The following is a 13,584-nucleotide window of genomic DNA, read 5'->3' as shown; positions in this document are numbered from 1 at the left end:
TAGAGGCACCCATCTGGATGCGGATATGGCTGCTCGCCTGAGAAGTTTGCGCAAGAAGTACGGCTGGACGATCGAGTCGCTGGCGCTGCAGACCGGCCTGACCAAGAGCTATCTGTCGAAGGTCGAGCGCGGCCTGAGCGTGCCGTCGATCGCGGTGGCGCTGAAGCTCGCGCACGCGTTCAAGATCGACGTCGAACAACTGTTCTCAGACGAGGCCGGCGAGCGGGCCTCGATCACCGTGGTGCGCGCCGGCGAGCGCACGCCGATCGCGCGATCGGGCAAGGCCAGCAAGCCCGTCTACGAAGGCATCGCGACCCAACTGGGCCACAAGCGGCTGCTGCCTTTCATGATGTACCCGCCCAAGGACTTCGCCACCTCCGAGTTCAAGGAGCACGCCGGCGAAGAACTGATGTTCGTGCACAAGGGCCAGGTCGAGGTCTCGCTGGCCGGCCAGAGCGTGCAGCTCGACGTCGGCGACAGCGTCTATTTCGACTCGCAGATCCCGCATCGGGTCCGCTCGATCGGCGCGCAGCAGGCTGAGGTGTTGATCGTTGTGCACGACGCGCACGCCGACGCCGACGCGGCGTCGGATTGACCGCCGCCGGATCGGCGCGGCCGGTCGCCGGCCTGGGCGACGTTGGAATCGCGCGCTAGCCGATGCCGGCTCAAAGCGAGCCGTCATGACCGTCATCGCCAGGCGCTGGCGACCCGCCCGGCGGAAGCGGTGCCATGACCCTGTGCGGGCGGGCGGGTCTCGACGATCGGCATGACCTTGCCCTGCGCCGCCCGATCCAGCGCCTCGCTCGCCCCCCGCGTGCCGGACGCACCGCTCGACAGACTGCCTTCAAGCCGCGGCCCTTCGCTGAACTATCCAGCGACGGTAGCGCTTGGTGCGGCACTGCGCTTCCACCTGCGAGACCACCAGCGCCCACAGCGGCGAAACACCCGGCGCCGTTCGACGCTGGCGACTGAGACGGGTCAGCTGATACTTGACTGCAGCCATATGCGCCGCCGCGGCCAGCGGCTTGTTCTTCCAGGCGACGGGCTTGAGCGCAGGAATCTCTGCATGGCTGCGTTTCCAGCTGCGCGGAAGATCCGGCTCCAACGCCAGCGCCGTGGCGATCCCAGCCATCGCGACGCCGCTGTCGATCACTTGCTGCGCGATTTCGCGCCGGCGGATACCGCCGGTGACCATGAGCGGCATCGTCGCAACCTGGCCTATTTCGCGAGCGAATTCGAGGAAATAAGCCTCGCGCGCCTGAGTGCGTTCGTCGCGCGCGGGGCCCACCATGGCAGGCGCCTCGTAGCTGCCGCCGGACAGTTCGACCAAGTCCACGCCCAGTGGCGCGAGCATCGCGACCACGGCCTGCGCGTCCTGCGCCGAGAAGCCGCCGCGCTGGAAGTCGGCCGAATTGAGCTTGACCGCCACGACGAAGCCGGGCGCGACCGCGGCACGCACGGCGCCGACGACGCGCAGCAACAAGCGCGCACGATTCTCCAGGCTGCCGCCCCAACGGTCCTGGCGACGGTTCGCCAGCGGCGAGAGGAACTGGCTCAGCAGGTAACCATGCGCGGCATGGATCTCCACGCCGGTGAAACCGGCGCGTTCGGCGAGCAGTGCGGTCGCGACGAAACGGCGTTCGACCTCGGCGATATCCGTCTCGGTCATCGCCTTGGGCATCGGGAACTGCTTCGACTGCGCGCCCAGGTCGAGCCGGACCGCCGAGGGCGCAAGCGTTGTCTGGCCGAGCGCTGCGGGCATTTGCCGCCCAGGATGATTGATCTGCAGCCACATCTGCGCGCCGCGCGAGCGCCCGGCCTGCGTCCACGCCTTGAAGCGATCGAGATGGCGGTCGTCTTCGAGCACGACGCCGCCGGGGCCGGTCATGGCGCGGGCGTCGATCATCACGTTGCCGGTGATGATCAGCCCCGCCTCGCCGTCGGCCCAGGCTTGGTAGAGGCGCAACAGCTCGTCGGAGGGCGCATGGTCGGCGTCGGCCATGTTCTCTTCCATGGCGGCCTTGGCGATGCGGTTGGGGATGACGGAACCGTTGGGCAGCGTCAGCGGAGAAAATAGGGACACGGGGTGCCTCCAGAGGGGAACTGGACGCACCCTAACCTTTAAGTTAACTTTAATGTCAAGTACTTTTGCCGAGGCGAATCGACATGAAAATCGGGGATCTGGCCAAACGCAGCGGCCTGGCCCAGTCGCGCATCCGCTTCTACGAGAGCATCGGCCTGCTGCAAGCGGTCGAGCGCCGGCCGAACGGTTATCGGGTCTATCCGCCCGACGCAGTGCTCGTTCTCGAACTCATTGCGACCGCGCAGAAGGCCGGCTTCAGTCTCGAGGAGATTCGTACGCTGCTTCCATCCAGCCAGGAACACGGGGAGCACGGTGCGCTGGTCGAAACGCTGCGCCACAAGGTCGCGGATATCGATGCATTGCAGGCGCGGCTCGCGCAAAGCAAGGCGCAACTGATCGCGGTCATCGCCGATATCGAAGCCAAACCCGAGGACATCGACTGCGCCGAGAACGCGCGCAGAGTACTGTCGCGCATGCTGCACGGCGAGATCGCGCGCCCGACGATGGCGGCCGATGACGTCAAGCGGCTCGACAAGGCGAGTCGGCGGCGCGCGGCCGCGGCCGCGGCCGATTAGAAGCCTGTCAGATATCCGTTGTGCTTAAGGGCGAACCGAAGTCGCGAAGACCGAAAGAAAATGCACATGCCGATGCGCAAAGGCAACCGCGTGCAAGACCGGTCCCATCGGCAAACGGACGCTCATTGAGCGGGGCTGGCGCAAAATCCTTTATCCAGGCCGAGCCGGGAAGCGGCTTGGGCCAGACCGAATCGCTGGACGCGTAGCGTCGCACCGGTACTGTCCAGAGCAGTTGCGCAGCCGAAAGCACTCATCGTGCCCGCTGCAGCCCCAGCAGCTTGAACATGTTTTCGATTTGGCGCTTACGCTGCGAAGAGTCCCCTGCACCATCGCCAAGCAATTCCAGGGACGCGCCAGCGATGCGGCGCGAATCGACAATCCCGCTGATGTCGATGTCCCCGGGGCGGACGTAGCCGGTGACTCGGTAGATCTGTTCCCGACCGTTTACGCTGGTCGTGAGCAGGCCCCGGATCTGCAACTTCCCGCCAGAGCTCACCGCGATCACCTCGCTCGGGATGGCTGCCAGCAGTTCCGTCTCCGAAGCCTCGGGATTGGGGACGGCATGCGACCTGGACCACGACGATTTGCGCGCATGTACTGTAATCGGATCGCCAACCCGAAACGCGGATTGCGTGCCGGAGTAGCCGACATAGTCGTTGACGTCGGATGAACTCCGCGATTCAGCGCTCGCCGGTGGCGCCCAGACCGAAGTTGGAGGCGCTACTTCAGGGGGCCCGAGCACTTCTGTCGGAGGCAATTTCGGCGGCGGGGGCACGCGAGGCGCTTGTTCGCGCGCATTCGCGCTCCCGGCGCAAGCCGCGACGACTACTACGGCATGCAAGATCAGTACGTGAAGGAAATGGCCGTGCCTTTTCATCGTGCGGCATCTATGTGGTGGTGAGGCATGCAAGTTCGGTTGGCCGCGACTGATTCTTCCACAGTGGTGGGTCGCTCAATCAGGTCGAGTCGCGAAGCGGCTTCGGCCGATCCGGATTCCAGATATCACTTGACGAATTCCATCTCCAGCAGCGCCCCGGTCTTCAAATCGACTCTGGCGATGTAGCCTACGTCGAGATAAAAACTCAAGGGCTCCTCCCTTACGATGCTGTACATGACCAAATGGTCGTCATCGTGGGCGAAATGCGCCAGATCCATGTCGCGCCAAAGCACCTTGCGATCCAAGTCCAACGCCATGATGGAAGGCTCACCCTCGTCGGGGATGAACGTCAAGACCACAGTGTCGCCGATGAGCGCCGCGTCGCTGATGGCGCGGCCGAAGTCCCATTCAATACCGTTGACGATGATGGTTCTTCTGATCGGGAGCTTCATGTTGAGCCTGTCTGTAGAGAGCCGAATGCCGAATCGGACGGCCAACGAAACTGCATTGCCGATCCTTCGCACACACGGATGCAGCTGAACTATATACCCGCCTGTGTGGACTGAGCCGCGAAGCGGCTTCGGCTCGGGACCGTATTTTTTTGCGGGCGTCAGGGTGCTTGAGTGGATCGCGATTCGATCACGAACACCAGCCAAGGTTCGTTGTTGCGAGTGGCTGGTGTAACCACGACGTCGCATGTCCCAATACTGGCGCGTTCGTAGCCAGGAAGGGCTTTGAGATACCGCGGTCCGTCCCCGGTCGCGAGCGATGGGTCTGCTGAGGCGATGAGCACTCTGTTCCCGCCGTCCGCTCGGTCCGATGTGCCTGTCACTGCCTCGTATTGGCATAAGGGGAAACCAGATCCCTCGCGCACTGCGAACATGGAGCGGCTTCCATCGAGCCAGACAAAACTGGAAGACCCAGTTGTTTGCAATGCGTTGAACGCATCGAGCGCTTGATCCGCCTTGCCGAGCATCTCGTCGTCAAGTTGCAAAGACCGCGCCAACACAGCTTCGCTGCTTGACGATTCTTCGGGACTGACCGAAGGGCTCGCCACTCGCAAGTTCTCAGGCGCTTGCATGCAGCCGGCGATCACGAATGTCACAAGCAACGTTGGCAGCACGAACGTAGATTTTACCAAGCGCATTTGTGTGGCCCGAAAGTTTGCCTGGAAGAGCAAAGCGAAAATACAAGAGATCTCATTCGACGGCTATATCGGCAGCTTTTGCCTGACAGGTTGACACAGATGATTGAAGCCTTGGCGGCATGAATATCGACATCGAGAAGCTCGCCCTATGGGAACTGACGCCCTTTTGATCGCCGCGGAGAAGCGGAAGCATTTCCTATCGAAGCGTCGCCCCGCCGCTTCGGTTCGTCGACAAGCTGTCGCGCGCAAGAGGGGTTCGACAGGCAAACGGACACTGGTCGAGTGGGACCGATCCGCTTGGGTGCGTAAATAGCTAGGTCGAAGCGCTGTCTGCGCTTGAAAGCGTATCTCGTCCCTAGGCGAGCAGGAATCCCGACGCGCGTGCCGCCTCGACAATCCTCACCGCGAAGGAGTGGTGGAGCGTGGGCAACCGGAATCCAACTCTCTTGATTACCCACGGCTATCCAGCAGTGCAGCCCCCCGGGCGACCCGACTGGGTCGGCGCCGGGCTAGCTGTCCAGGCCACTCCCGACTGCCGGGTCAAGACGCAGTGGTGGAAGCGCCGGCGCAGTTGTAACGTGGTGCGAACCACATCGCCGCGATGCGGAACAGGGGGGCTGCATGGGCAAGGGATGCCGATACGCGACGGTGTTGCGCGCAATGGTAGCGGCCCTGACTGCGATGGCCGCAGGCCCGGCGATGGCCACCGACTACGACGGCCTCTTCTATCCGGTGCTGATCGTCTTCAGCCTAGTCGTGCTGTTCGCTACGGTGACCTGCTTCGTTCTGGTCGGTGCGATCTCCCGGCCAGTGGTGCGCGCGCTGGTACCGGCAACGATTTTCGGACCTTTGCTGGCGTTGCCAGTGGTCGCGGTGTTCGACCAGGCCCAGTCCTGGCTGGGCTGGGTCGGCATTTCCGCCGCGATCGCCGCCCCGCTCTGGGGGCTGACCTGGTTTTTCTTTGCCAAGATTCACCCGCGCTTTCGCGAAATCGAGCGCGAAGCGCGCGAGTGGAAGCACGCCGCCGTCGAAGACGAACCCGACCGTCCCGATGCGCGGCCCGAAGACGAAACCTGAGCGTCGCTGAGCTAGCCGATTTCGGAGTCCAACAAAGGCAACAAATCGCCCGAGGCGGACTTGGCGATGAATCACTGGATAACGGACTAGACCATTGCGTGGAGTTCAAATTTATGTCCGCCATATCAGCGCAACGCGCTACCGGCCCGGCCCGCATAGGCGCTAACTACGCTGCTTAGGCCACTGAACCAGCTTCGCCTCACCAGCCACCAAGACTTCTATGACACCAATTCGCATGCTGCGACCAGGTTTTCGGCAGATGAAGAAGATCCAAGAAAGCGAGAAGCAACCGGAGCTTCGTTAGTCCAGCCTCCTCTGGCACCAGTGCCGCTAACACCCCAAAACTCATCGCGAATATCGCAGCCGATCCAGATCTGCCTCCATCCGCGGCCCCCCAACGCAGCGGTTGTCGTAAGCCTCACTCCCGCCATAACGCAGATACGCCACCCGCGCCTGTGCGCTTTGACCAGCACGCGATAGCGCCAGTCCTAACCCCGCATCGATCGCATGCAGAGTCCATCGATACGCCATCCCCGGCCGCGACGCCAATTCCCGCGCGGCCCGGTAATGCCGGATCGCCTCGTCGTTGCGCCCCTCGCGCAGATACCACTCGCCCAGCCCACGATGGATCGCCACCTGCGACCCGGGCTCATCGACCGCCCCCTGCATCCGCTCGACCTCAGCCACGATCGGTCGCGCCGCTTCGATGCGGCCGCTGCGCAACAGCGCCACGACATACTGCGCCTGCACCCCGACCGTCCACGGATGTTGCGGCCCGAACACCTGCTGGCGCGCGCGTAGTCCGCGCCCGGTCCATTGCGCGGCGCGTTCGTTGTCGCCGGCGCACAGGTACAGCAAGCCCAGGTGGTCCATGTAGGTCGCGGTGGTGCCGTGGTTCTCGCCGACCAGGCCGATCAGGGCGTCGACTTCGTGGCGGAATCGGGCGGTGGCTTCGTCGTGGCGGCCCAGCGCGCTCAGGGCCACGGCGATGCGGATGCGAGCGATGGCGGCGTTGCCGCTGTGCGGGCCGTTGGCGGCGGCGGCGTGGCGTTCGGCGCGTTCGCCGCTGCGCAATCCTTGTTCGGCGGCGCCGGTGGCGACCTGGCACAGGCTCAGGCTGTTGTAGGCGTCGCCGAGGTCGCCGTCGCCGACGGCGCCGGGGCGGGCGAGCAGTTCGGTGTAGATCGCCACGCATTCGCCGAAGCGGCTCAGCAGCATGGCGTTCCAGCCGCGCGCGACCTGGATGTGCCATTCCAGCGGTGAGGCGCCGCCGGGGCGGTAGGGATAGCGTTCCTGCAGGCGCTCCAGGCGCGGTTGCGCGCGTTGCGGCAGGCCGCGGTACATGTCCACGGTGGCGCGCAGCAGCTCCGCGTCGGCGGCGTCGCGCGGGTCGGCGACGCCGCCCAGCAGGACGGCGGCGCGGTCGGCGGCGGCGGCGGCGGCGGCGTAGCGGCCGCGGGCGAGCAGGCTCTTGCCCAGGGCGAGCACGATCCGGCCGGCGACGGCGGGGTGGTCGCGGAAACGGGCCTGCGCGCGTTGCACGCCGTCTTCGAGTTGCTCGGCGATCGGGCGGCCGTCGCCGGCGCCTTCGAAGGGGTCGCTGGCGCCGAGGATGTCTTCGCTGAGGAAGCGGTTGATCGCGGCGGTTTCGTCGCGCGCTTGCAGCAGGCGCCGTTGTTCGGCCGCCGATTGCACGGCGAATGCGGCCGCCAGCGCGATCAGGGCGAGCGCAGCCAGGGCGCTGCCTGCGGTGCCGAAGGGATGACGCTGCGCCAGCCGCCGCAGCCGGTAGGCCGGGCCGCCGCGGCGCGCGCGCACGGGGCGGCGCTGCAGGTAGCGCAGCAGTTCGTTCTTCAGCGCCGCCACGGTGGGGTAGCGCTGTTCGGGCGCCTCGCGCATGGCCTCGGCGACGATGGCCTGCAGGTCGCGCGAGGGCGACGCGTCGGTGTCGGCGCGCAGCACGGTGTCGAGCAGACGCCCGAGTTGCCACACGTCCGAGGCGGTGCCGACCGGGCGCGCGCTGCGTTGTTCGGGGCTGGCGACATCGGGGGTGAAGGCCGCGGCCGGATCGCCGTCCTGGGCCAGTCCGGCGATGCCGAAGTCCAGCAATCGCGCCTGGCCGCGCGCGTCGATGAGCACGTTGCCGGGCTTGATGTCGCGGTGGATCAGCAGCCGAGCATGGGCGAATTCGACCGCTTCCAGCGCCGGCAACAGCAGCGCCACGCGCGCGCGTTCGTCCAGCGCGTGGACGCTGGCGTGGCGGTCGATCGGCAGGCCTTCGACGTATTCCATCGCGAACCACAGGTGGCCGTCGTCGGTGTGGCCGCCGTCGACGAGGCGAGCGATGTTGGGGTGCGACAGCCCGGCCAGGAACTGGCGCTCGCGGCGGAACAGCGCTTCGCTGTCGGGCGAGGTGGCCGCGTCGGGCAGCAGCTTCAGCGCGACGCGCTGTTCGAATTCGCCGTCGTCGCGTTCGGCCAGAAACACCAGGCCCATGCCGCCGCGGCCGAGTTCGCGCACGATCCGCCAGGCGCCGATGCGCTCGCCGGGCTGCAGTTCGCAGGCGCCGAAGCGGCTGCGCAGCAGTTCGCCGAACAAGGCGCCGCGCAGCGGGCCCTGCGGTTCCAGCAAGCGGTCGCGCAGGGACATGCGGGCGGGCTCAGGCGGCCTCGTCGAGCAAGGTGCGCAGGCGTTCGCGCGCTTGCTGCCACAGCCGCTGCGCCGAACGCAGCGGCAGGCCCAGCGCCAGCGCGGTCTCTTCTTCGCTGAGCCCGGCGAACAGCCGGCACTCCAGCACCCGCACCAGGCGCGCGTCGGCGTCGCCCAGGCGTTTGAGCGCGGCGTCGATCATCACCATCTCCTCGGCCTCGCAATACGCCGCGCGCGCGGCGTCGAGGTCGGCCTTGCCCAGGGTGGTGTGCGCGTGCTGGCCGCCGCGCTTGCCGGCGATGCGGTCGCGCGCGTGGTTGATCAGCAGCTGGCGCATCGCCATCGCCGCGACCGAGAGGAAATGCGCGCGGCTTTCGATGCCGTCGGCGCCGCCGCGGTCCAGGCGCAGGTAGCAGTCGTGCACCAGCGCGGTGACGTCCTGCCCGCCCGAGCCCGCGCTGGCGCGCCGCGCCAGCCGCTTGAGATCGGCGTACAGCAGATGCACCACCCGGTCCCAGGCGGCGCCGTCGCCACCGCGCGCGTGCCCGAGCAGAACGGTGATTTCGCCCATGATGTCAGTGCCTCGTCGGATTCTGCGAGACAGCCGGCGCGGCTCCCTTCCGCACCGCAGCCGCCGCCCCCCTGCGGCGCGACGCCCGCCCTCGCATTGCGAGGATCACGGTGCCATCGGCCGCGATCCGCGCGGCTTAATTCTTGTGCCCGAAATGCTCAAAAGGCAAACGCCGGTCGCAGATTTTCTTGATGCGACGCAGCAAGCGCAGATCGCTGGCGGGAATCTCCCGCGTACCGGGTGAATTGAAATCGACGCGTCCGATGCGCGGCCCGAATCGAGTTTCGGCCGTGCGCGAGGCGAACGTCGGCGACGCGATGCCGCGCCGCAACAGACCACTATTCCGGAGAGAGCATGATGAAAGTCGGTTACATGAGAGGCGCGCTGTGGGCGCCGGCCGTGGCCCTGGGCCTGTGCGCCGCGGCGCTGCCTGCGTCCGCCCAGAACGTCGGCGCGGGCGCGATTGCGGGCGCCGGCCTTGGCGCGGGCCAGGGCGTGGCGGGCCGGGTCGCGTTGCGCGACCAGTCCAGCCTGGGCCTGCGCGCGGCGGCCGAACAGGGCCTGCGCGCGATGATGCTGGAGATGAGCCGCGGCCACGCCGCCGGCGCCAAACTGCCCGAAGGCTTCCCGCTCGCCGCGGCGACCTACGGCGAACTCGCCACGCTCACCCTGGGCGCCGGCTTCGAGGTCAACACCGTCGACCCGGCCGCGCTGATGTACGCCAACGCCGCCGCCGACCTGAGCCGCATCGCGCGCAGCACCGACACCTGGAAGTTCGTGATCCTGTCCGCCGGCAAGCCGGTCGGCCTGCTCGACATGAACCGGGTCGGCGGCCGCTGGACCGCGGTCGGCGCCGGCGCATCCGCGCTCGCGGCCGATCTGGTCGCGGCCGCACCGGCCACCGGCGACGGCTCGTTCCGCTTCGTGCGCATCTACCAGGCCACCTCCGACCTGATCGAAGTGCGCGGCGCCGGCGATCGCTCGCGGTTCGTGCCGATGCCCTCGGCGCGCCGTTCGCTCGCGCTGTCCGCCAGCGCCGCCCGAACCACGGCCGGCGCCGAGCAGACGCTGGACAGCCAAGACCTGCTGCCGGCGCTGCAAGCGGCCGTGCGCGGCAACCTGCAGCGCGGCCAGCGCTGACCGACCGAACGAACTGCGGAGCCCTTTCGATGAAGATCAAGAACAAACTGTCCACGGCCGCGCTGCTGGCGCTGGCTGCGATCGGCACCGCCTCGGCCGGCGTGCTCAGCGTTCCGCTGTACAAGCAGGAACACAGCAACTGGTGCTGGGCGGCCTCGGCCTCGATGATCCTGAGCTACCACGGCCGCTCGGTGGCGCAGTGCTCGATGGCGAACTACTCCTTCGGCATCAACTACGCCTGCGGCAACAACACCTTCTACTGGAACAGCTACGCCAACCAGGGCAACTGGAACTACGACGTCGACGATGCGATGAACTACTTCTGGGGAAGCCAGCGCTTCTACCAGCAGAACGGCGCGCTGAGCCAGGCCAGCCTGAAGGCGCGCATCGACGCCAACAAGCCCTTCATCATGTCCTGGCGCTGGAGCAGCGGCGGCGCCCACGACGTGGTGGTGACCGGCTATTCGGGCAACTACGTGTACTTCAACGACCCGTGGGACGGAAGCTATTACCGCACCTACGCCGCGACCGTGTCGGCCTCGGACCGGAAGTGGGAGGACGTGCTGGTGCAGTACTGAGCGGGTTCGCATCCGCCGCCGGCGGTCTGTCGGCGCAGGATGCGGTTGCAAGTGCGCTGCGTTTCATGAGCGAAAACGCGAGCGTCGCGGCCTGTTCGTCGGGCCGCGGCGTTCGTGCGTTTGCGTTTGCGTCTTGGTTTTCGTGGGAGCGGCGAAACGCGGGCGCGTTCGACGTCGCGGTGTCGGCCCCGCTTCAGGCCGAGGCGCGCTCCAGATACCGAACGCCCGGGCGCGAGCGGATGCGCTGCCCGGAAAGTGCTGACACGGCCGCACCCCACTCCCCGAAAACCTGTGCCCTGGTCGGCAGTTCAGAGGACGGGAGAAACGGAGAAAATTTGGCGAAGTTTTCGCCAAAACAGGGGCTGTGGGTATTTGACCAGTCCACAGGCCAGCGACGAAAAGCCAAAAAAGGGCTTTTCGTGGGAACGTGGAGGGGGAGAGACGCGGGTTCCACCCCGAGGGAGTGGTGGGTCGTGATGGATTCGAACCATCGACCAGCGGATTAAAAGTCCGATGCTCTACCGACTGAGCTAACGACCCAACGCGTGTCCGGGCGCGCCGGAGCCGGGCATTCTAGCCCAGGTCGGCGCGCGAGTCAGGCCCCTGCCCGCTGGACGTTCAGACGTAGCGGGTGGGGTCGGCCACGCCGGCGGCGTGGAAGCCTTCGGCGCGCAGGCGGCAGGCGTCGCAGTGGCCGCAGGCGCGGCCGGCGTCGTCGGCCTTGTAGCACGACACGGTCTGGCCGAAGTCCACGCCCAGGCGCACGCCTTCGCGGACGATGTCGGCCTTGCTCAGGAACTGCAGCGGCGCGACCACGCGCAGGCCGGCGCCCTCGACCCCGGCCTTGGTGGCGAGGTTGGCTAGGCGCTCGAAGGCCTCGACGAATTCGGGGCGGCAGTCGGGGTAGCCGGAGTAATCGACCGCGTTGACGCCGCAGAAGATGTCGTTGGCGCCCAGCACCTCGGCCCAGCCCAGCGCGATCGACAGCATGATGGTGTTGCGCGCCGGCACGTAGGTGACCGGGATCGCGTCCTTGGCCGCGTCCTGGCCGATCGCGTGGCCGTCGTCGTCGAGCGGCACCTGGATGCTCTCGTCGGTCAGGGCCGAGCCGCCGATGCTGCGCAGGTCGACGCTGACGGTCTTGTGCGCGGCCGCGCCGATCGATTCGGCGATGCGCGCGGCGGCGTCGAGCTCGGAGGTGTGGCGCTGGCCGTAGCGCACGCTGAGCGCGTGGACCAGGAAGCCCTGCTCGCGGGCGATGGCGGCGACGACGGCGGAGTCCATGCCTCCGGACACCAGGACGACGGCTTTCTTCATTTCTGCATGGCTCCGGCAACGGGCTCGGCGGGACGGATCCCTGCCCGAATGGTCGATTGATCAATTACTTAGGCGGGCATCGGGCGAGGCCTGCGGTGCTTGCCGGCGGCTCGCCGATCCCGGGTGGGGCCAGCGGGCGCCTGGCGACGGCGTTGCGGGCCGCCGATCCGGCAAGGACCGGGGTCGGCGCCGGGTCGGGCGCGGGCCCGGCCGAGCCGCGGTGTTCGCGGGCACGCGGGCCTGCGATGCCGCGCGCAAGAGTACCGCACCCGGCGTGGAGCGTTCATACCCGCATTGGCCGGCTCGCAAGCCGGTTTCGTCGCTGTGACCGGGCTGCGGCCGTGCGCGAGGCGCGCGGCGGTACATGGGCTGCACCGTGGCGGCTCGCTTGCGATCCGGGGCCAGCCGGCCTGCCGCACCGCCGTTGTTCCGCGCGGATTCGGCCCGCCCGGCAAGCCGGGGCGCGGTGGCGGGCGGCGGCATCGAGCGGCCCGATGCCTCCGTCGCTCGCCTCTCGTCCGCCAAGCGCGACGGCGGCATTGAGGCGGCTTCTCTGTGTCGCATCGGCACGATAACGCTCGAACCGCCTCGGAACGATTCGCGACTATTCGCGCGTGTGGACGCCGGCCTCCGTGCGCGCATGTGCTTCACGTGCGCGAGTGTGCGTGTGCGTGTGCGTGTGCGTGTGCGTGTGCGTGTGCGTGTGCGTGTGCGTGTGCGTGTGCGTGTGCGTGTGCGAGAGAAGCATTTCACATCCGTATCGCAACCAACCTCGCGCAATAAGCGTTCATACGAATGAACGATGCGCATTGCGTACATATCGAAGCGAACGCAAACGTGGACGGACGCCAGCCGCATGTGCGCGCGTTCGCATTCGCACATAAACGCAAGCTTCGGCACTCGCATCGCCACAGAGCAACAACTGCGACGGCGAGAGAAAAATAATCGACACGCAGCCCGCAGTTTTCACCTCGACAGCCCCAGCAACAGCTTATTCATAGGGCCAGTCGATAGCCTTCATCGGAACAATCAATTATCCGAAACCATCGCACGCACTCGATGATTGCGCCCTGCATGGCGAGCGACCGCTCGGCCGAAACGACGCAAGCAAAGGCGAACGCATGAAGCGAAACACGCGAGTGGCGACGATAGCGAACATCGCCGCCATTCCGTTTTTCGCCGCGCTCCTGGCAACGATGTTCGCGATGTTTCCGGCAGCGTCGCCCGCGACCGCCGCATCGGCCGAATCCGCGCCGTCGGCGCAATCGGGAAAGAAGCACTTCATCCGCTGCGCCGCCTGCCATTCCACCGACGCCGCCGATCGCTCGGCGACCGGCCCGCATCTCAACGGCATCGTCGGCCGCACCGCCGCTTCGTTGCCGCACTTCGCTTACACCAGCGCGCTGCGCGCTCAAGACTTCAAGTGGAGCGAGCCGAAGCTCGATGCCTTCCTCAAGTCGCCGCACAGCACCCATCCCGGCATGTGCCTGACCTTCAACGGCCTGGCCAAGGCCGAGGATCGCGCGGCGCTGATCGCTTATCTGAAAGACCCGGCCGGCTGATCCAGGCC

At 66.9% G+C, this 13,584-nt stretch carries 13 protein-coding genes and 1 tRNA gene; 6 read left to right on the top strand and 8 right to left on the bottom strand.

Annotation, left to right across the window (positions count from 1 at the left end):
* Positions 1 to 25: 25 nt before the first annotated feature.
* On the top strand, positions 26 to 595 hold the full coding sequence (locus BLU84_RS03345) for a helix-turn-helix domain-containing protein (RefSeq protein WP_074862879.1): 570 nt from the start codon (positions 26 to 28) through the stop codon (positions 593 to 595).
* 249 nt (positions 596 to 844) lie between these two features.
* Here BLU84_RS03345 and BLU84_RS03340 read toward each other — a convergent pair whose 3' ends face one another.
* Entirely contained in the window at positions 845 to 2,083 is a 1,239-nt protein-coding gene (locus tag BLU84_RS03340) for an NADH:flavin oxidoreductase/NADH oxidase family protein (RefSeq protein WP_074862876.1), read from the bottom strand.
* Positions 2,084 to 2,166: 83 nt separating this feature from the next.
* On the opposite strand from BLU84_RS03340, the gene BLU84_RS03335 reads away from it, so the two are divergent.
* Positions 2,167 to 2,658: a MerR family transcriptional regulator gene (locus tag BLU84_RS03335; protein ID WP_074862874.1), complete on the top strand. Its 492-nt coding sequence runs from the start codon at positions 2,167 to 2,169 to the stop codon at positions 2,656 to 2,658.
* Between the two features lie 250 nt (positions 2,659 to 2,908).
* Here the strand turns inward: BLU84_RS03335 and BLU84_RS03330 are convergent, their stop codons facing one another.
* Complete coding sequence (locus tag BLU84_RS03330) at positions 2,909 to 3,433, bottom strand: flagellar basal body L-ring protein FlgH (RefSeq protein ID WP_170849075.1); 525 nt, start codon at positions 3,431 to 3,433, stop codon at positions 2,909 to 2,911.
* 227 nt (positions 3,434 to 3,660) lie between these two features.
* Positions 3,661 to 3,987 carry a hypothetical protein gene (locus tag BLU84_RS03325; protein ID WP_074862870.1) on the bottom strand — a complete coding sequence of 109 codons (327 nt, stop codon included), beginning with the start codon at positions 3,985 to 3,987 and terminating at the stop codon, positions 3,661 to 3,663.
* 1,394 nt (positions 3,988 to 5,381) lie between these two features.
* On the opposite strand from BLU84_RS03325, the gene BLU84_RS03320 reads away from it, so the two are divergent.
* Entirely contained in the window at positions 5,382 to 5,759 is a 378-nt protein-coding gene (locus BLU84_RS03320; RefSeq protein WP_139174584.1) for a hypothetical protein, read from the top strand.
* A gap of 345 nt (positions 5,760 to 6,104) precedes the next feature.
* On the opposite strand, the gene BLU84_RS03315 is transcribed toward BLU84_RS03320, so the two are convergent.
* The 3 genes from BLU84_RS03315 to BLU84_RS26090 all read right to left on the bottom strand — a co-directional run bounded on the left by BLU84_RS03315 (position 6,105) and on the right by BLU84_RS26090 (position 9,310).
* Positions 6,105 to 8,408 (bottom strand): serine/threonine-protein kinase, encoded by a 2,304-nt coding sequence (locus BLU84_RS03315; RefSeq protein ID WP_074862866.1) that lies wholly within the window; start codon positions 8,406 to 8,408, stop codon positions 6,105 to 6,107.
* 10 nt (positions 8,409 to 8,418) lie between these two features.
* Complete coding sequence (locus BLU84_RS03310) at positions 8,419 to 8,979, bottom strand: ECF-type sigma factor (protein ID WP_074862865.1); 561 nt, start codon at positions 8,977 to 8,979, stop codon at positions 8,419 to 8,421.
* 136 nt (positions 8,980 to 9,115) lie between these two features.
* Positions 9,116 to 9,310, bottom strand: coding sequence for a hypothetical protein (locus tag BLU84_RS26090; RefSeq protein ID WP_139174582.1), 195 nt, complete (start codon positions 9,308 to 9,310; stop codon positions 9,116 to 9,118).
* 41 nt (positions 9,311 to 9,351) lie between these two features.
* Here BLU84_RS26090 and BLU84_RS03305 point away from each other — a divergent pair, with 41 nt between their 5' ends.
* Both BLU84_RS03305 and BLU84_RS03300 read left to right on the top strand, forming a co-directional pair.
* The gene (locus BLU84_RS03305) at positions 9,352 to 10,119 is read left to right on the top strand and encodes a hypothetical protein (protein ID WP_139174580.1); all 768 of its coding nucleotides are present in this window, start codon (positions 9,352 to 9,354) and stop codon (positions 10,117 to 10,119) included.
* Between the two features lie 29 nt (positions 10,120 to 10,148).
* Entirely contained in the window at positions 10,149 to 10,697 is a 549-nt protein-coding gene (locus BLU84_RS03300) for a C39 family peptidase (protein WP_074862862.1), read from the top strand.
* 464 nt (positions 10,698 to 11,161) lie between these two features.
* Here BLU84_RS03300 and BLU84_RS03295 read toward each other — a convergent pair.
* Positions 11,162 to 11,237: transfer RNA gene (locus BLU84_RS03295), tRNA-Lys, on the bottom strand.
* A 78-nt stretch (positions 11,238 to 11,315) separates the two neighbouring features.
* Entirely contained in the window at positions 11,316 to 12,014 is a 699-nt protein-coding gene (gene queC / locus BLU84_RS03290) for a 7-cyano-7-deazaguanine synthase QueC (RefSeq protein WP_074862860.1), read from the bottom strand.
* A gap of 1,205 nt (positions 12,015 to 13,219) precedes the next feature.
* Between queC and BLU84_RS03285 the strand changes: the two genes are divergently transcribed.
* Positions 13,220 to 13,576 (top strand): c-type cytochrome, encoded by a 357-nt coding sequence (locus BLU84_RS03285; protein ID WP_170849073.1) that lies wholly within the window; start codon positions 13,220 to 13,222, stop codon positions 13,574 to 13,576.
* The last annotated feature ends 8 nt before the right edge of the window (positions 13,577 to 13,584 follow it).

Origin of the sequence: Lysobacter enzymogenes (assembly GCF_900106525.1) — a bacterium.
Taxonomy (GTDB): Bacteria; Pseudomonadota; Gammaproteobacteria; order Xanthomonadales; family Xanthomonadaceae; genus Lysobacter; species Lysobacter enzymogenes.
Note: the sequence above shows the minus strand (reverse complement) of the source record. Positions and strands in the feature narration are given on the sequence as shown.

Bases quoted from the DNA above. Each gene is read 5' to 3' on its own strand.
- BLU84_RS03345 (WP_074862879.1), top strand. From the start codon at position 26: ATGGCTGCTCGCCTGAGAAGTTTGCGCAAGAAGTACGGCTGGACGATC.
- BLU84_RS03315 (WP_074862866.1), bottom strand. From the start codon at position 8,408: ATGTCCCTGCGCGACCGCTTGCTGGAACCGCAGGGCCCGCTGCGCGGC.
- BLU84_RS03320 (WP_139174584.1), top strand. From the start codon at position 5,382: ATGGCCACCGACTACGACGGCCTCTTCTATCCGGTGCTGATCGTCTTC.
- BLU84_RS03335 (WP_074862874.1), top strand. From the start codon at position 2,167: ATGAAAATCGGGGATCTGGCCAAACGCAGCGGCCTGGCCCAGTCGCGC.
- BLU84_RS03300 (WP_074862862.1), top strand. From the start codon at position 10,149: ATGAAGATCAAGAACAAACTGTCCACGGCCGCGCTGCTGGCGCTGGCT.
- BLU84_RS03305 (WP_139174580.1), top strand. From the start codon at position 9,352: ATGAGAGGCGCGCTGTGGGCGCCGGCCGTGGCCCTGGGCCTGTGCGCC.
- queC (WP_074862860.1), bottom strand. From the start codon at position 12,014: ATGAAGAAAGCCGTCGTCCTGGTGTCCGGAGGCATGGACTCCGCCGTC.
- BLU84_RS03310 (WP_074862865.1), bottom strand. From the start codon at position 8,979: ATGGGCGAAATCACCGTTCTGCTCGGGCACGCGCGCGGTGGCGACGGC.
- BLU84_RS03325 (WP_074862870.1), bottom strand. From the start codon at position 3,987: ATGAAGCTCCCGATCAGAAGAACCATCATCGTCAACGGTATTGAATGG.
- BLU84_RS03285 (WP_170849073.1), top strand. From the start codon at position 13,220: ATGTTTCCGGCAGCGTCGCCCGCGACCGCCGCATCGGCCGAATCCGCG.